General features: G+C 41.8%; 8 protein-coding genes. 1 reads left to right on the plus strand and 7 read right to left on the minus strand.

Annotated elements, in window-relative coordinates; all coding sequences use genetic code 11:
* From VK664_RS11445 to VK664_RS11475, 7 genes are all read right to left on the minus strand, one after another.
* A partial coding sequence (locus VK664_RS11445) for a RagB/SusD family nutrient uptake outer membrane protein (protein ID WP_461398793.1) occupies positions 1-1,247 on the minus strand: 1,247 nt, incomplete at its 3' end.
* 26 nt (positions 1,248-1,273) lie between these two features.
* Positions 1,274-4,429, minus strand: a complete 3,156-nt coding sequence (locus VK664_RS11450; protein WP_461398794.1) for a SusC/RagA family TonB-linked outer membrane protein — start codon at positions 4,427-4,429, stop codon at positions 1,274-1,276.
* A gap of 453 nt (positions 4,430-4,882) precedes the next feature.
* Entirely contained in the window at positions 4,883-6,379 is a 1,497-nt protein-coding gene (locus VK664_RS11455) for a RagB/SusD family nutrient uptake outer membrane protein (RefSeq protein WP_461398795.1), read from the minus strand.
* Between the two features lie 11 nt (positions 6,380-6,390).
* Complete coding sequence (locus VK664_RS11460) at positions 6,391-9,615, minus strand: SusC/RagA family TonB-linked outer membrane protein (RefSeq protein WP_461398796.1); 3,225 nt, start codon at positions 9,613-9,615, stop codon at positions 6,391-6,393.
* 395 nt (positions 9,616-10,010) lie between these two features.
* Positions 10,011-11,435: a RagB/SusD family nutrient uptake outer membrane protein gene (locus VK664_RS11465; RefSeq protein WP_461398797.1), complete on the minus strand. Its 1,425-nt coding sequence runs from the start codon at positions 11,433-11,435 to the stop codon at positions 10,011-10,013.
* A gap of 22 nt (positions 11,436-11,457) precedes the next feature.
* Positions 11,458-14,475: a SusC/RagA family TonB-linked outer membrane protein gene (locus VK664_RS11470; RefSeq protein ID WP_461398798.1), complete on the minus strand. Its 3,018-nt coding sequence runs from the start codon at positions 14,473-14,475 to the stop codon at positions 11,458-11,460.
* Between the two features lie 218 nt (positions 14,476-14,693).
* The gene (locus tag VK664_RS11475; RefSeq protein ID WP_461398799.1) at positions 14,694-17,030 is read right to left on the minus strand and encodes an efflux RND transporter permease subunit; all 2,337 of its coding nucleotides are present in this window, start codon (positions 17,028-17,030) and stop codon (positions 14,694-14,696) included.
* 154 nt (positions 17,031-17,184) lie between these two features.
* Here VK664_RS11475 and porZ point away from each other — a divergent pair, with 154 nt between their 5' ends.
* Complete coding sequence (porZ, locus tag VK664_RS11480; protein WP_461398800.1) at positions 17,185-19,476, plus strand: type IX secretion system anionic LPS delivery protein PorZ; 2,292 nt, start codon at positions 17,185-17,187, stop codon at positions 19,474-19,476.
* Positions 19,477-19,496: the final 20 nt, after the last annotated feature.

The following is a 19,496-nucleotide window of genomic DNA, read 5'->3' on the forward strand; positions in this document are numbered from 1 at the left end:
ACAGTTGTTGCATCTGAACGACCCCGAACAGCATTCAGTAAAGCAATAGCCTGAGCATCGACTGTATTGGTTGTTCTCACTTTTGCTTCAGCAAGATTCAAAAGAACCTCAGCATATCTTATTACTGGTACATAGTCTGTATAAGGTGAAGGCTGGGTATACTTCGAAAGATACTTACGGCTGGTAGTTGCGTTTGTATAAACAAAGCTTCTTCTTTTGTCAGTAGTTTTCCAACCTGCATCAGTGATGATACCATCAACAGCCAACATGAATTCCGCAGAACCAACTGAGCCATTGTTGTAAAAATAAGTACCAAGTTGATTTTGAGTACCGGATACGTCACGACTGTCTGTGGTAAACGGCATAGACATAATAGATTCTGATGTAGTGTATGGCGTTTTAAAGACATTTGTAATATCGGCCTGGAGTTCATGAGCAATACCTGTCGCAGCTTTAAATGGTGCAGTTGCCGGAACAATTTTGTTTGCCTCGGTGATAACTTCAGCATATTTTCTCATGCTCAGATATACACGGGTCTTCAAAGCAATTGCCGTATTCCTATGTGCACGGGTTGTGTTGGTAAATGCCTGTGTAGCACCTGTTGGGTAAGTTAAAGGTAAATCTGTCTCAGCCGAATTCAGATCAGCAATAACCTGGGCGTAAACTTCCGCTACAGTACTTCTTACCAGATCCGAAGAACCAGGTCCTTTAATTCCTGTTAATCGAAGTGGAAGTCCGGGTTGACTTCCGTTGCCATCCCAATAAGGTTTGGCAAAAAGCTGAAGAAGACTATAGTAGCTTAAGCCACGGATAAACTTTGCTTCGGCTAAATAATTTTTAGCTTTTGCTTCTCCCACTACTGCTGTTCCGGTTTCGGCCATGCCTTCAAGAAACAGGTTACATTGATTAATAGTTGAGTAGGCCCTGGCCCAGGTATCCATGATAGTGGCAGAACTACCGTTGATTGAAAAACTCCACAAATCTGCCGCGGTGATATTGTTGTTGGTGACATTGGTAAAGTCTTCACCTCTCACGTCATTGTAAACAACATAGCGGCCACCATAGAATTTGCCACCTTTTAGTTGTGCATACAAGCCATTTACCTGGCTTAATACCCGATCAGGTGTATCGAATGCGGTAACATCACTTACTGATGTTTCTGGAACAGGATTCAATAATTCCCGCTTGCAGGCTCCGGCTGAAGTTAGAATCAAGCCGAAGAAAATTGCATAGATCTTATTTCTCATTGTAATTTCTTTAATAATCATAGAATTTAAAACCCAACATTCAGACCAACCGTAAGTATTCTTGCATTTGCCACATTATTACGGTCAACACCCTGGCCGGAGTTTTCACCACCATTTGTTGATGTTTCCGGATCTGAACCTGGATAATTTGTAATCATTGCAAGATTCTGAGCACTTACATAAAACCTTCCATTAGTCATACCTACTTTTTTGGTAAGGCCGGCTGGCAGGGTGTATGAAAGCGTAAGGTTCCTGAGTTTCAGGAAATCTCCCTTAACAACGTTTTCAGAGATTGGCATTGTGCTGCCATTTGAAACGTTGTCATTATAATAAGGCTTAGGAAATTTACTTACGTCGCCTGGTTTCTGCCATGCAGTTAAAACTCCGACTTCGTTGTTCCAGTAACGCTGATCTCTCAAACCGGCCTGTGTTCCATAGTAGAGATAGAAACCGGTCTGATAAGTAATAAGTGCATTCAATTCAAACCCTTTGTACCGGAATGTATTATCCCAGCCACCATAAGATTTTGGTTGAGTAGGCGCATATATAATACCGTCAGCAGCCTGGGTAATTGGCACATGTGATGTTCCATCAGGATTGCTCCAGTTGAATTGACCGGAACCAGGTGCTACATAGTGCTGATAGAGAACCGGAGATCCGTCTTTTGTATAAAAAATCCTTCTTCCTGTTGCAGGATCCACGCCACCTGTTCTTACTACAAACAATTGACCGAGAGAATAACCGGGCAGCGTTTTATTGGTAAGTTCGTTACCGGAAGTTGAAAAAGGCAACTCATCTAATCCCGGAGCAAGAGATGTTACCTCGTTTTTATTAAATGATATATTAAATGAGGTAGTCCATGAGAAGTCTTTACTCTCAATTGGTGTTGCATTCAGAACCAACTCCAATCCTTTGTTGTACATTCTGCCTACATTGGAATTAATACTACCTAAGCCGGTGGAAGGCGCCTGAGTTACCCCGAGAATGAGGTTATCAATATCATTATGATAGTAGGCTACATCAAATGTGATTTTGTCATTCAAAACACCGAAAGATAATCCCACATCAGTTTTGGTGCTGGTTTCCCAGGCAAGTGTTGGATTACCGATAGCACCTAAGCCAAGTGTTGGTATACCACCATATAAACTGGTAGTGTAAGTCGAATATGATTCATAGTTTCCAATACCACCGATGTTTCCGACTTTACCGTAGCTACCTCTTACTTTGAGGCTGCTTAAAATGTTATTAAGCCCGGTAGATTCCCAGAATTTTTCGTTTGTTACTTCCCAGGCTAATGATGCACCCCAGAATGTACCTTTCTTTTTACCAAGGCCGGAGTATTCATCCTGGCGGATATTTCCAGAAACATAGTATCGCTTATCGTAATTATAGTTCAGTCGTCCAAAACCAGACAACATATAATTTTCTCCGAACACAAGACCGGAACTGTTATTCAGGTTATAACCGGCCTGAATGATGTCGAACTGAGGATCAGATAATCCCTGGCGGTTCAGACCAAATCCTTTACTTGTTCTTCTTTGTTGCTCGCTACCAACAAGCAAACTCATGCTATGGACCGTATTAAAGTCATAGTTAAATTGAGCGGTGTTGGTCCACAACCAGGTTTTAGGTTTGGTGTAACTGCTTGTTGCACTACCAACTGCAGTTCTGCCATCGCCATGAACTGGCGTCTGGAACGACTCATTATCCAGGTAAATGTTATCAACACCATACAAGGATTTCAATGTAAGCCAGGAGAAAGGTTTCACCTGTACATAGATGTTGGCCTGGAGGTGATTGTTTTCATTATCAGACCTGTTCAGATCGAGCAATGGAACCGGGTTATAGAAACCAACCTGGGAAATACCCACATTGTCCTGAACCCCGATATACTGAGAACCGATGTTGTAGCTGCCATCATTGTTATATGGCGAAACATTCGGCGAATTAACAACTGCAGTTCTTCCGAGACCTGCCACAGTAAAGCCTTCACCTGAAAGCCCGCCAGTTGGTCCGTTCGCTATATTAAGTTCGTTTGAAAAAGCTATCTTACCACCAACAGTTAATACTTTATTCAAACGGCTATCTACGTTAAATAATATATTCTGACGTTTGAAATCGTTTCTTTTCAGAATACCTTCCTGGTTTGTATAACCAGCTCCGAAATAATAACTGGTAGATTCGTTAGCACCTGAAACGCTGATCGAATGGTTATGCGAAAAACCTGTGCGATAAACCTCATCGTACCAATTTGTATTAACTGGTTGTCCGTTCGGCCCGGTAGCTTGTTTAAAATACATATCTGCAACTGCATCCGCTGCATTGTCGTTATACAGATTTGAATTTCTCAATGCCTGATTCTTATAAGCTGTGTACTGAGCGCCGTCAAGCACATCAACAAGCCTGATTGGGTTACTCCATGAAGCCCAGCCATCATAAGTGATCTTGGTTTTTCCCGCTTTACCTTTCTTCGTTGTCACAAATACAACGCCGTTTGCAGCGCGGCTACCGTAGATCGATGTAGCTGCAGCATCCTTTGCGATATCAATACTCTCGATATCATTTGGGTTGATACTTGCCAGTGGATTTGTTGGAGCATTTGTACCGCCAATATCACCTGTATAGGTTGGAACCCCATCAATAACTATTAATGGATAAGAACTCAGTGAGATTGAGTTTGTTCCCCGAACACGGAATACCGGAGGATTATTCACAACACCATTTGGAACAGTGATTTGAACACCCGCAGCACGTCCGCCAAGTGCCTGTTCAAAGCTCTGAACAGGTTTTTGTGCAATAACCGCACCTTTTACGCTGGCAACAGAACCTGTGAATTCGCCGCGACGTTGTGTGCCATATCCGACAACAACAACTTCTTGCAGAGCTTCGTCTGAAGTCTTTAAGGCGGCATCGATAGTTTGTTTATTACCGATACTGATTTCCTGTTGAATTAATCCAACAGATGAAAAGATTAATGTTTTTGCACCTTCTGGTGCAGATAGTGAATATGAACCATCGGTAGTTGTAGTTGTACCGATGTTTGTCCCTTTAACTAAAACAGAAACATTTGGGATTGGAGAGCCATCCGAAGAGGTGACTTTTCCAGAAAGGGTTCGGTTCTGGGCCAGCAATTGCGTAGTAGCCAATAGCAAGCCCAGGAAAATTCCAAGCATTTTTCTCATGTGCAGTGTAGTTTATTTTCGTTTTGATCAGACTGTTAGTGCCTGATGTGGACACCAAATTTATATCACATGCTGCATAAATGAACGCACATAAAAGATTTATTAAAAGAAGTTGACTAGAGCCAAGGTTTTTCCAGAATCAAAATGAGTGTCCCTGTCGGCGTTAGAAATTATTTATAACTCAGCGATATTCATTAGAAAAAATTCAATGCTGTTTTTTCAACATATTTCAATAAGTTTTAACCAACTTGTCGAGTTCGTTCTTTAGATTTTATTTTAATTATATATAGAATTTAAGCAAACTATTAAAGCAGGATTAAATCTCAGATTTAATGTTAACAGACATAATAATATATTTATCTTATCATTTTGTTTTTTTAACATGAAAGGCACTTGCATAAAAAAGGGCCACTTCAATAGATTGAAGCAGCCCTTCCATTTATATTTTGATTTTTATAGGGGATTCTGAATTACAACTCCATTTGTATTGTTGATCTCTGCCTGTGGGATCAGGAACTCCCATTGGATATCACCTGCCGGGACATTAAACAATCCGCCGGTAAGACCTCCGTCATGGTTTGCACCTGTTCTGTCAAGCGGACCGTTTGTACGTTTCAGATCATAAAATCTGAACCCTTCGCCCCAAAGTTCTATTCTGCGTTGAGTCATGATTTCATTGATCAGTGCCACACCGGTGTTGGTCGACATAACGTATGAAGGATCTCTCAGACGAGCCAGTGTGTAAAGAGTTGCAGCAGCTGCGGCATCCTGTCCACCCATTCTCGCTTTTGCTTCTGCTTCGATAAGATACATTTCAGCAGCTCTCATCAAAGGTACATCGCCGATACTGCTTGCTTCGCCACCCCCGGAAAGGAATTTACGGTTCATATAAGGTTTGCGAATACCTGCAGGACTTAACGGAATTGGAAAAGCAGTATTAGTACCTGTTGAATCCCAGAGTTGCTTTCTTACATCTGTTGACCTGATCATGCTGTAAAGCTTTGAATTGATTGCTTTAGGATTACCCCTGATATTTGTTGATCCAAAGTTTGCAGACATATAAGCAAAAAACGAATAGAAGAATGTTGTTTGATCAGCTTGCTGGCGTGAACCCCAAAGCCATTCCGGATTGGTATAATCGTTGAATCCGGCCATATACTGTGCATTAGTCATTAAGGTCACACCTTGCCTTGCTTCAGCAGCCATTGTTGCTGCAGTTGCCCACTCTTGCTGAGCTAGCGCTACTCGTGCTTTGAAGCCCTTCGCAACATTTATATTGATGTGACTTTTGTTTGAACGGGTGTATCCTGCAAGTTGAACGATAGCTTCATCCAGATCCTTATTAATCTGAGTGTAAACTTCTGCAACTGTAGATCTTGGCGTTGCAGTAGTCTGGGGTGTAAGAACGATTGGTACGCCTGGATAAGCATTTGCATTTGCCTTATCAAATCGTTTACCAAACAATTGAATCATTTGAAAATAAGCCCAACCGCGATAGGCAAGCGCTTGTCCTTTGATCAGTTTTTTCTCAGCTTCAGGTCCTTCCACGTTATCGATGTTGGCAAGAATCAGATTAGCATTACCAATCATCGCATAATAAAACAGGTAGTTATAGGAGCTTACACTACTGTTTGCATTACGATGAGTTTGCCATTTGTAAGTTGAAATTAACCAACCATTAGACTGGGCAGTCATTACAAGGTCCTCACCCATCACATCCATATACAGCATGTTACCGCTCTGTCCTCCCTGGTCCTGTTGGCCAAACCACTGACTATACATGTACCTGTGCATACCGTTCAAGGCAGCAAAAGCATTGGTAGTTGTTGTAAAAACAGTTGCGACCGCCGTTTCGTTTGTTGGTGCAGTTTCAAGATATTCTTTGCTGCATGAAGTTGCGCCAAGCACCATCACAACCAAAGCAGTAATATATTTTGTTATGTTTCTCATTGCTATAACTTTTAGAAATTAAAGTTGATACCTGCAGTCAGGACCCGGGCGGCATTGTAAGTGTCGCCGGTTGTACCGCTGAAATTACCATTCACATTCATCCCTTTTCTTTTTGAGAAAAAGTAAACATTCTCAGCACTCAGGTAAATTCTGGCACCGGTTGCTTTAATGTTTGACAGCCATTTTGCAGGAAAATTATATCCAAGGTTTACATTATTGATACTCACATAAGAAGCACTGGTCAACCATCTGTCAGACTGAGCTCCGTATATTGTGATTTTGCTATTATCCAATCTTGGAACATTGGTAATGTCTCCAGGCTTGGTCCAGCGTCCAAGCATATCGGTATGCAAACCACTACCATAAGTGCCAGAGTGCATAAGACCAGCATATGAACCATCATATACCTGTCCGCCAACCTGGTATGTCAAAACGAAAGTAAGATCAAAGCCTTTATAGCTGAATGTATTTGCTACACTTCCATAAAAATCAGGAATAGCAGATGTGCCAGTGTAAAAAAACTTCGCATTGTTAATATCTGTAGTGACAGTATCCTTACCACCCTTACCATTGTCCAGGATCCGGCTATTTGCTGCGTTGTATGTATTATATGCATAAAGCGCCGCCCCATCTGTTGGATCTACCCCATAATAATGGCGAAGCCAGAAGTCATAAATAGATTGACCTTCCATCAGCTTCTTGGTGCCATCAATAATTTCCTTTCTTCCCTGCGGCATCTTGGTGATACGGTTCTTGAACGTCGTGAAATTGATGTTCATGTTCCAGGTAAAGTTTTTACTGCGGATTATGTCACCATTCAACTGCACCTCAAGTCCTTTATTCCAAAGACTACCGATGTTTTGGGTAATTGTTAATGCACCTCCGGTGGTTCCTCCATTAGACAAGGGCTGTGGTACGTCAAAAATTAATCCATCCGTTTCACGGTAAAAATATTCAACGCTACCCGAGATCCTGTTTTTAAATAATGCAAAGTCAACACCAACATCAACACTTTTTGATGTTTCCCATGTTAAAGAATCGTTTGGCAGGCCACCAAGTGTTAAACCTGGTTCAAGTGCATTATTACGACCAAGGGTATACAACGCCTGGTATGGAAAATTACCGATACCGGCATCATTACCTACTTTACCGTAGGAAGCCCTGAGCTTTACCAGTTCCGCCCATGGTGCATTGAAGAAAGCTTCTTTGTCGAGCCTCCAGGCAGCACCAACTGACCAAAAATTATCCCAACGTACCAGTTTGGAGAACTTAGAGTTTCCATCACGTCTTAATGTTCCGGTTACAAAATATTTCCCACTATAGTCATAACCGAGACGAGAGAAATAACTTTCGATCTTTGATTTTTCTTCGTTCGAAGTAGTACTGTTTATGGTTGCAAAATTCGGGAGTTCAGTCACACCATCAACGATCTGGCCCTGCTTGAATCCATATAGGCTATTTTCTGTATAGTCATAATTCTCATGCCCCAGCAATGCAGAAACATTGTGTTCGCCGAATTTTTTGTTGAAGTTCAATAACTGGTTGAAAGTATATGATGTGATTTTCTCATTTTCACGGTCTGCCCTACCACCGGGTGCACCATCACCAACAAGTTTGTTGTCATAACCCATTATAAGGTAGTCCTGGATATCAACACTGATATTTGTGGTAAACTTCAGATAATCAGTAAAACCTATTTCTCCGAAAGTTCTTGCACTTATGATATTCCTTTTAAGATAATCCTGGTTCCAGAGGTTTTCCGCAATAGTATGCCGGCCCGTATTATATGGCCTGGAAGGCAAACCAAGCTGGGTAAGACTTCCATAGTCATAAAACTGTTTGCCCGCAGCATCAAGCAGGTACTCTCCGGTTGTTGGATTATGAGCATAAACCGGGTAAATCGGCGCAATGTACCTGGAAAAGTAAAACGGATTTACGATACCACCGGTTGCAGCCCGGTTTGAATTAACAAAGGACCCTGAAATATTAAATCCTGTCTTGAACCAGCTGATCGGTTGTACGTTAACGTTAACCCTTCCTGAGAATCGTTTGAAATCAGATTTGTTTGCAAAGCCTTTCTCATCGGAATAAGAAAATGAACCGAAATAATCAGACTTGTCTCCTCCGCCGCTATAACTTAAGCCATATTCACCGCGGCTTCCCTGCCGGGTTGCCTGGTCAGCCCAGTCAAGATCATCGCCATAGAGGAGAGTTGCACCTGAGTTGAGCGTACCATCAGGATTTACAATTGCATTGTCAGCTACGTTAAAAGGATTATATCCGAGCAGTTGTTTGATATCGCTGTAAGCGGCGCCATTATAATTTTGACGTCCTGCATTACTTCCGGTAGTAAATCTTGGATATAAACCAGAAGCAAGGCGGCTTGCATCGGCCATTGGTATTGGCGTAGTTGCATAAGCAAGAGAGTTGCGATAAGCTTCCCACATCAATGGATAATATTGAAAGGCATCAACCCTGTCGTATTCAGGAAGAGCACGCTGGGTGATACCCTGAGTAACCTTGAATTGAATCTGACTACGGTTTCTCTTACCTTTTTTGGTGGTTATCATAATAACCCCATTTGCGCCACGTGATCCGTAAAGAGCTGTAGTCGATGCATCTTTCAGTGTTGAAATGCTTTCCACATCGTCAGGATTGATGTTACCAAGTCCTCCATCATAAACAACGCCATCAACTACGATCAACGGACTGCTGCTTGCAGAGATGGAACTGAATCCTCTTAGTCTGATTTCAGGACCTGATCCTGGCTGTCCGCCGGCTGTTGAAGTTTGAATACCTGGTGCAGAACCTACCAGAGCATTTGTCACATTCGAAATGGGACGGTTTGTAATATCATCTGCATTTATCTGCGCCGCAGACCCGGTATACTCGCTTTTTTTAACGGTACCATAAGCAACAACTACCACCTCATCAAGCGCCTCATCCTGCGTTTTTAATGAGATGGTCACTGTATTTCCTCTTCCGAGTGCATGTTCCACCGGTGCATACCCAACAGAAGTAATGACGAGCGTCCTGGCTGTGCCTGGTATAGTTAACGAGAAAGTACCATCAAGTGCACTTGTGGTTCCACTGGTGCTCCCTTTTATCTGGATAGAAGCACCACTAATAGGTTTATCACTTTGGTCGGTAAGTTTCCCGGTAATGGTCCGGGTCTGGGCAAAGATCTGTCCATAAAACAGTAATAGCCCCGCAAAAAGCAGCATGAGTTTACGCATGTGTGTGTTAGTTTTGGTAAGAAAAGCAGATTGAATGCACTCCATTTTGCAATGGCCGGCAAATATAACAATGGTGTTGGATTTGTTGCATACTTACAAATCCGTTAAATACATATTTATTTGTATAACTTGTTTGTAATTAGCAATCCAATATTAATCAATAGAAATGAATTTATTACATCCCTTATTAAATTTTCCCTGTAAAATTCGACGAAGATTTACCGGACAACATGAACATATATTTTACAATCCGGTCAACAAATGATCGATATCGGACATTTTCCAACACATTAAGGTTATTTGCATAATATCGGGAAGCTTCTGCCTTATCACTGAAAAAGCTGTCCATTACGACAGCTTTTGACATTGTATGTGAAACGACTTTGCATTAACCGTCAATATCCCGGATTCTGTTTCAAATTTGTATTAAAATTTATTTCCGCTTGCGGGAACGGAAGTTGAAATTTAGTATCACCTGCATTTAAAGTTGTGAACACATATGGCGAACCCGTACCATCAGCTTTATCACCCCTGGTTCCATCTCTCACCACGGAAGCATTGCGCCTTTTGATATCCCAGAATCTATCGCCCTCGAAAGCCAGCTCAAGTCGTCTTTCTTTCAGGATTTCGTTTAACAAAGCAGCTCCTGACAATACCACGTTTACATGACCGGTATAGCGGTTTGCTTTCAACAGGTTTAGGTCTACAAGGGCAGCAGGCTCATTGTTATTCCTGTAATAAGATTCTGCACGATTCAATATAACCTCCGCTGTTCTGAGCACTTTTGCATCAACAACACCTGCCGGCGAGCCTGTTCTTCCCGCATATTTCACAACATGGTTATAAGGAACGCCGTTGTAGGCACTCGTTGAAATATAAGTGCTGGCGCGAACATCATTTGAAAGGAATAGCTGTTTAAAATTATATTCAACAACATATTCTGATTTGATACCACCAGTAACTGCCTGGTAGTAATTAACACCCTGTGCGTTCAGGTTATCAATATTTGTATTTTTTACTTTAAACAACACACCATCTTCAGTAGCATCTTTCCAGACATTTGGAAAGGCAGTAATATTTGGAAGTACGGGTGAAGTTCCTAATGCCGCATTTGCTGATTGAATGGCATTAGCCCAATCTCCTTTATATAAATACACCCTCGAAAGTAATCCTGCCACTGCGGTCTTTTTAAATCTACCCACACCATTACTTTCTGCAATCAATGGCTGCGCCTGTACAAGGTCAGCAATTACTTTTTCATAAAAACTTTTCACGGATTCTCTTCCCGGAGTAATATCTGCTTCAGTCGAAACTACATAAGGTAAAGTAGAATCGCTATCTGTAGCATTCAGATAAGTCTTACTATACACACGTGACATATCGAAGTAAACCAAAGCCCTGATGGCCAGGGCCTCGCCTTTTGCATTGTCTTTGAAAGCTCCGTCAGGAAATTTCTCGATGTTTTCAAGAATAGCATTCGCCCGGCGCACTATGGTGTAACCACCATTAAATAAAAGATATGTGTCTTCGCCTGTATAGCGCCATTCACCAAAAGTTTTTAATGTAAGTCTCCCGGTTTGATTGATAATAATATTATCGGCTAATGCATCTGCAACAATGTTCCAGGTGCCATTTACATAATATGTATTTGTAGTCCGTAAGCCAGTATACATTCCATTTACAGCCAGCGTAATATCCGCCTCTGTGTTAAAAGCCTGTGAAGTCTCAACCTGGTTGTAAGGGAAAAGATCTAGTTCATCTTTATTACACGAAGCCATTCCAATCATTCCCAGCACTATAAGAAGTTTATATGTTTTCATGATTTTTGAATTTAATGTGGAACTAAAATCTTACATCAACACCAAATGTTACAGCGCGAATCTGAGGATAGCCATATAAATTGTAAAGACCGGGTACCACAAAAGTTGATTCACTGTTTGAGAGCCCTATCTCGGGTAGTCCCCGGAATTTTGTTCCCAACCATAAATTAGTGCCCTGTACATAAACCCTGAGACCTTTCATCTTTGCTTTGCTTACTATATCTGCGGGCAGATTATAAGCGAGTGTAACATCACGCAAAGTGATATAGTCACCCTTCTCAAGATATTTGTCTGTATCGAAAGTAACCCGCTGGCTTAAATCGTTGAGATTTGCATTAGCCACCACATCTCCTTGTTTTTTCCAGTAGTCAAATGCATTTGTAAACTGGACAATGTTAATATTTTCTCCCTCACTGGCATTTGTCTGGTATTGATAATTCATTATGTAGTTGCCACCTGAATAATAAAACTGCACTGCGAGATCAATGCCTTTATAACTAACATTTGTACCAAAAGCCCCATACCATTTGACCAGCGGTGATTTTCCTTCCAGTAATACCGCCTGGCTTGAACGATAAGTTTCGCTGATGGTATTATCTATATTATAGAACTGATTTTTACCGTTCTGTGGATTCACCCCTGCCCAACGAACCATAAAATAAGTAAACAAAGGTTCGCCCTCTTTTAATCTCGATAAGGTTTGAGGAACATTGTCTGAATACAGTTTAAGAACCTTATTATCATTGTTTGTGTAGTTCGCAAATAAGCTCCAGGTAAAGTCTTTTTTCTTGATTATATCTCCGGCAAGGGAAATTTCAAATCCTTTGTTTTCAAGGTTACCGACATTACTGGTGAAACTGGTAAAACCGGTAGTAGTCGAAACATTCTTTGGATAAATCAGGTTATTGGTTTTCCTGTGATAATAATCAAAAGTACCGGTAAGCCTGTCATTCAATACTCCGAATTCGAGGCCTATATCATAGTTTTTATTTTCTTCCCAGGTAAGGTCAGGATTTTCAAGTCTTAAAGGAACAGCCGCTGGCAAACCATTGTAATTGCTTGCAAGGCTATAAACGCCAAGGTTATCATACAAGCCTGTTGGTACTGTACCTGCAGTTCCAACAGAAGCTTTTATTCTTAAGCTACTGATCACCCTTACGTCTTTCATGAAACTTTCATTTAGAACGTTCCATGAAGCACCGACACCCCAGAAATTAGCAAACTGCTGGTTTTTTCCGAAACGGGAAGAGCCATCTCTTCTCACACTTGCACTCAGGTAATATCTTTGATTATAATTATAAGCTACGTTACCGAAATAAGAAAGCAACGACCAGTCAGTACGGCTGGTTGTTGCCTGAACAGGGGTAGCCGAATTATCAAGTGTATTCACTGATGCGGTCGGAAAATTCCTACCGGTTAAAGAATAACTATAAAACTTGTCTTTATTAAATTCTGTACCAATGATTGCATTCAAGGAATGTTTCTCTGCAAAGGTTTGTTGCCATTGGGCAGTATTTGTGAAAACATAAATAAAGTCCTGGTTCCCGCCATCACGCTTCTGGTTATAACCAAGAATTGAAGCCAGGTTTGATCCAGGCTTTATGTAGTATTCTTCTTTGAAGGTCGAGTAATTTATACCTAACTGTGTTTTTAGAGTGAGATGTTTAAAAAATTTCGCTTCGGCAAACAGGGTAGCAAATGATGAAATTCTATCAAAGACTTGCGGATTGTTCGTTGTGCCTTCTAAAGAAGAAAATCCCTGGAATGTATTATTGAAACTGCCATCCTCGTTATAAACGGGCTCATAAGGATTGTAAAGGAAGCTTGCCGCATAACTGTTCTGTGTATTAAACGGTTCGCGCACCTGGTTTTCCGTTGTGTAAGTCAATCCAAGATTGGACCCGACTTTGAGCCAATCCAGTGCGCTGTATTCAATATTCATTCGCCCCCCGGTTTTGTTCCAGTAAGAGCCGTAAACAACACCGTCATTGTTTTCCTTACTCATGGAAAGATAATACCTGAATTTGTCGCCTGAACCTGAAAGGGAAACCTCATGTTTCTGTATCATACCTTTCACAAGCAATACCTTTGACCAGTCACCCGCGCCGCGACTTTCCGCCAGGCTCCATAATCCCAGTCTTTGCGCTTCGGTGAGACTTCCAAGTGTTGATCCTGCCGGGAATACTGAGGTCGCTATCCGGTTATCAATCATAGAATCCAGTATAGGGTTTGTATAATTCCCCTGGAACTCATATTCAAGTTTTTCACGACTGTTCATCAACCTCACATTTTTCGGGTCAAGCGCTTTTGATTCGCCGTACTGGAAGGAATACCTGAGTTCAGGTTTGCCTTTGCCTTTTTTTGTTGTGATAACAATTACCCCGTTAGCGGCCCTGGATCCATAAATTGCCTGGGAAGATGCGTCTTTCAGAATGCTGATATCTTCGATATCATTAGGGTTTAACATGTTATAAGAGACCGTATTTATATAGATGCCGTCAAGAATAATCAGCGGCTCGTTTGAAGCGTTGATGGAACCGGTTCCCCTGACCCGGATATAGCCATTCTGCCCCGGTCGTCCGCTCTGGCCCGTAACCTGTACTCCGGGAGCTTTACCTTGTATTAGCTGGGTAAAAGATCCAATAGGTTTCTGGGCAATTTCTTCGCCGCTCACTTTCGCTACGGCCCCGGTAACCTCGGATTTTTTCAAGGTCTGATAACCCACCACAACAACTTCAGACAAATCGCCGGCGGGCTTAAGCGTTACATCTATCTTGGTCTGATTTCCGATATTGATTTCGGTTTCCGTCTGCCCCACCGAAGAAATAACAAGCGTTTTTGCGGTCGGAGGAACATTTAAGCTATATGAACCTTCAGGATCGGTAACAGTTCCGGTTTGTGTTCCTTTTACCAATATCGAGGCATTTGGAATTGCGTTACCACTCTGATCGGTAACCTTGCCGGTAATCTGGCGGGATTGAGCAAGTAATTGCAAGGAAAACAGGACGAGGCCCACGAAGAGCAAAATGGATTTTCTCATATGTCTGTTTGGATTTAGAAAAGAAGATCAATCGTTCGCTGATAAATCAGCTTCAATCTTCAGACATACAATGCAAAAAAAATGCTGCTTCAAATCAAAAGTATTCCTAATACCATCATAACCAATCGGCATCCGGGCCGGATACACTCAGAACTAACCAATGCTTATGTCCGCTGGTTGGCATATGCGTTAGTTGGTAAGAATCGCGGTCAATGATATTATTTGTCGCGATCCTTTCTTTTTTCAAGCCCCAGTAACAGAACGGGAAGAAAGACCAGGTTGGTCAGCGTGGCCAGCACCAGGGTTAATGAAGTGAGCCACCCGAGCGCCTGGGTACCGCCGAAACCGCTAAAACAAAAAATTACAAAACCCGCTATCAATACAAGGGATGTATAAATGATACTGATCCCGGTTTTATGGATGGTCTCGATCACTATCTCTCTGGCCGGTTTGGAGCTTCGCTGAAGATCCTGCTTGTAATTTACCAGGAAACGAATGGTTATATCAATTGAAATTCCAAGTGCAACCGAAAAAACCAGTACCGTGGAAGGCTTCAGTGCCACTCCCACCCAACCCATGATACCCGCCGTTATAATCAGAGGGATGATATTTGGTATGAGTGAGCAGATAAGTATTTTGAAAGACCTGAATAAATACAGCATACAAAGAGCGATCAGCAAAAATGCCCAGATCACGCTCTCTTTGAGACCATTAATAATAAATGCGCTTCCCTCCAGGAAAGTGACACTAGTCCCGGTGAACAGAACCTTGTATCTCGCGGTGTCGAATAACTGGCTGCTTCTTTGTGAAATCGTATCCAGCAACTCGGGTAAACGTTTGCTGCCAACATCGGCCATATTAACGCTTATCCTTGCCTGTTGCCTGTTACTATCCATGAAACTGTTGACGATCCTTGAGAAATTACTTTGCTTAGCGGAACTGTCTTCATTCCTTGTACCCAGGTATTGAGCCAAAAAACTTATATCAAATGAATTGGGAAGCCCGTAATTCGAGCTATCCCCATCATAATAGGCCTGCCTCGCAAACTTCATACCCTCGACAATAGATAGTGGCCTCGCCATCTCAGGCTGCGAGGCGATAAATTGGGAAAGCGAATCAATTTTTGCGAAGGTCTCCAACGGTTTGCTACGCAGACCGTTTTTCCTTTTTGTATCAATCAGGATCTCGAGGGGCATTACCCCCCTGAAATTCTTTTCAAAAAATTTAAGATCAGTATATATCTTATCAGTCTTCGGCAAATCATCAACAATAAAACCTTCGGAACGCAAACGAAATATGCCAACAACTGAGACAATGATAACGGCTATGGTTACGCCATAAACAAGGCCTCTATGATGGAGGCACCACATCTCCAGGCGGTCAAGCACAAGGCTCAACCATTTATTATACAGGTATTTTGTGTGCCTGGCCTTTGGTACAGGCAGATAACTAAGCACAACAGGAATAATAATAACTGAAATAAAAAACAAAGCTATGATGTTGAAACCGGCCACAACGCCGAACTCTTTTAATATCTGGCTTTTTGTAAGCGCAAATACCCCAAAACCTATGGCTGCTGCGATATTGCAGAACAAAGTCACTACTCCCATACGGGTGATCATTTCAACCAACGCTGTCTTTTTCTCACCAGTGTCAAGGAAAGAAGTGTGGTATTTATTCAGGAAGTAAATGCAATTCGGAATTCCTATAACCACAACAAGTGGTGGAATAAGGGCATTCAGCAAAGTGATTTTATAACCAAGAAATTCAATCGTTCCAAGGCTCCATATTACACCGATGATAACCACTCCCAACGAAAGTAATGTTGAGCTAAAACTTCTGAAAAATATCAGGAGGATCACCGCCGAAAGTAAAATGGAGCCGAGCAGGAACCATTGCATTTCAGCGGCAACCTTTGTGGCCATATTTGTCCGGATATGAGGCAGACCACTATAATGCATTTCAACATTATATTTCTTCCCAAACTCATCCCCCGCTTTCACGATTGCCTCAACAACCTCATTTCTTTTTTTTGAATTCATTACCTCCTTGTTGATGCTTAATCCCATGAGGTATGTTTTCGCCTCAGGGTTATAAAGCAGTCCACGGTAGAAGGGTAATCCCATAAACAGTGCTGCACTACTGTCCAATTCAGCTTGCGAAAGATCCCCCTTTCTGAAAATAATTGCCGGGTTTAACTTTTCTGCGGTTGAATCCTTAACCAGGTTGGTGGCTGTAGGTACACTTAGTACATTTTCAACCGCCGGAATGTTTTTCATTGTTTCACCCAGCGCACTATATCCATTGAAAAAAGGAGCTTTGAAGAATTGATCAGTCTGTACACCAACTACGAGAAGATTTCCATCCTCACCAAACTTCTGACGAAAGGACTGGTATACCTGGTATTTTGGATTATCAACCGGGATAGCCCTGGCAAATTCATAACTTAACTTAACATTAATAGCATGATATGCCATGAAAACGGTTGCCAACATTAAAGCGATCAATAATATTAACCTGTTCTTTAAAATAAACCGCGCAAGATTTCCCCACATGTGCAATGTTTTATCTTTCTTAGATAGCGACAAAGAAACTTATTTTGACCCGATTCCGGAAGTTTAATTTGATATGAACATTATTTATGATTACTATTTGTGAACAGTATTGTTAATTGAAGTTTTTGATCATTTTCCGGCTAACTTTGAATTTATGCGTCCGGCTCCGCTGTTGTTTTTACTTCTTATTTGCCAGATCATGTCCGTGGCTCAGACCGCGCCTCCTATCGGGCAATGGAGGGAACACCTTCCTTATCATCAAAGTATATCAATAGAGGCAATCAATAACAAAATATGGTCAGCTACACCTTACAGTATATTTTCGGTTGACCCTATTGATAACACTATAGAAAGGCTGAGTAAAATTAATGGACTAACGGAAACGGGCATCCGAACAATAGGTAAAGATGCAGAAGGTAACAGGCTTATCATTGTGTACAACAGCGGTAATATTGATATCCTGTCTGCGAACGGGATCGGTAACATCCCTGATATCTTTTCGAGCCAGCTTATCGTTGACAAAAAAATCAACCAGGTTTATGCTGCTGCAGGTCAATCCTGGCTTGCAGGTAATGAGGCAATTTATGCGGTGAATACTGTTAAAAATGAAATTCAGAATACCTATATAATAGGCACAGGTGGAAAAAAAATAAACATTTACTCGCTGGCCGTTTTTAAAGGTAGCTTATATGCGGCTACACAGGAAGGCCTGAAGTATGCTATCTTATCCGGACCCAATCTTTCTGATTTTCGTAACTGGAAAACAGATACTTCACCAGGTATACCTGCCGGCCCGGTCAATGATGTCATTGCCCTGGATGATAAGCTCATTATGCGTTCGGGTGATTCTATTTTTGCTTCTATAGTTAATGGCTGGTCATTTTTTTATACCGATGGCTGGACCATTCACAGCATACAAATGTCTGGTAACAAAATTCTTGTTAACCAAACATTGAACAATAATGCGCGTGTATTGGTTTTGAATAATAGCGGCGCTGTGGAAAAAACCATTACTAACGGATTCATAACAAAACCAGTTGAGTCACTGATTCTGGATAATGAATATTGGGTAGCCGATAGTTTAAAGGGATTGTCTGTATTATCGGGTATCATTCCAACAAACATAGCGCCTGAATCACCGGCCGATGTAGCGGTTGGGGACATGCGAATTTCTTCACAACAGCTGGTAACTGTCGGAGGCGATGTAACAACCGGCTGGGAGCCGCTTAATAAACCCGGATTAATAAGTATATTATTGGAAAAGGGCTGGGTAAATTATCAACCTGCAAACTTATCTGCACTAAATACATTTCCGGATATAGTAGCTGCCGAAATAGATCCTATAGATAAGTCTATCTGGGCAGGTTCGTATGGCGGCGGTCTGATGCATCTCGGAAATGATGGTATCGCCCAGGTATTCAAAACAAATTCATTTATCAGGGAAGCTTATTTTTCGCCAGGGAGTTACCGGGTTTCCGGTCTCCAGTTTGACGGAGAAAACAATCTTTGGATATCTAATTACGGAGCGGATCAGAATTTAGTTGTAAAAAAACCAGATGGTGCTTCACGTTCTTTTAAGGTGCCCTTTCCTGTCACTGAGAGTGCCGTTGCAGATATAGTGATTGATGATCTTAATCAGAAATGGATAATTGCCCCTAAAGGAAACGGACTTATTTGTTTCAACCATGGTAGTAGTATCGATAACACCGGTGATGATCTTTGGAAATGGTACCGTAACGGCCAGGGTAATGGAAACCTTCCTTCAGCAAATGTATTAAGCATCGCGCGGGATAAGGATGGATTCATTTGGGTTGGCACTTCAAAGGGTATTGCAATTATCCGGTGTATCCAGGAAGTGTTTACAAATGCAGGTTGTGAGGCCTTTCTTCCAATAGTTCAGCAAGACAATTTTGCCGGTTACCTGTTCAGCGATGAGGAAGTTCAGGCAATAGCAGTTGACGGGGCCAATCGTAAATGGATAGGCACAAAAAACGGACTTTGGCTTTTAAGTGCTGACGGAGAAAAAATATTGTACCGGTTTTCTGCCAGCAACAGTCCCTTGCCTGCAGATGATGTAAAGCAAATATCACTAGACCCCGTAACAGGCGAGGTATTTATTGCTACTTCGATGGGTATCTCTTCATTCAGAAGCACAGCCACCGAACCGGCTCCAACATCGAAAAATGTTTTGGTTTTTCCAAATCCGGTACCTCCGTCCTACACCGGCACCATTGCAATCCGAGGCCTGGCAAACAATGCGATTGTTAAGATTACAGAGCTTAATGGCAACCTGGTATTTCAGACCAGGGCACTTGGGGGACAGGCAGTATGGAATGGTAAAGACTACAAGGGAAGGCAGATTTCAACCGGTGTTTATCTTGTACTTATCAGTGATGAATCAACAAAAGAACAGGTGGCTGCAAAAATCGTTTATATAAAAAAATAATTCTGTCAGATGATAAGAAA

It is taken from the genome of Flavitalea sp. (assembly GCF_035489435.1).
Classification (GTDB): Bacteria; Bacteroidota; Bacteroidia; order Chitinophagales; family Chitinophagaceae; genus DATHKG01.

Excerpts from the sequence above, each read along its gene's own strand:
- VK664_RS11465 (WP_461398797.1), bottom strand. The coding sequence starts at position 11,435 with ATGAAAACATATAAACTTCTTATAGTGCTGGGAATGATTGGAATGGCT.
- porZ (WP_461398800.1), top strand. The coding sequence starts at position 17,185 with ATGCGTCCGGCTCCGCTGTTGTTTTTACTTCTTATTTGCCAGATCATG.
- VK664_RS11450 (WP_461398794.1), bottom strand. The coding sequence starts at position 4,429 with ATGAGAAAAATGCTTGGAATTTTCCTGGGCTTGCTATTGGCTACTACG.
- VK664_RS11475 (WP_461398799.1), bottom strand. The coding sequence starts at position 17,030 with ATGTGGGGAAATCTTGCGCGGTTTATTTTAAAGAACAGGTTAATATTA.
- VK664_RS11455 (WP_461398795.1), bottom strand. The coding sequence starts at position 6,379 with ATGAGAAACATAACAAAATATATTACTGCTTTGGTTGTGATGGTGCTT.
- VK664_RS11470 (WP_461398798.1), bottom strand. The coding sequence starts at position 14,475 with ATGAGAAAATCCATTTTGCTCTTCGTGGGCCTCGTCCTGTTTTCCTTG.
- VK664_RS11460 (WP_461398796.1), bottom strand. The coding sequence starts at position 9,615 with ATGCGTAAACTCATGCTGCTTTTTGCGGGGCTATTACTGTTTTATGGA.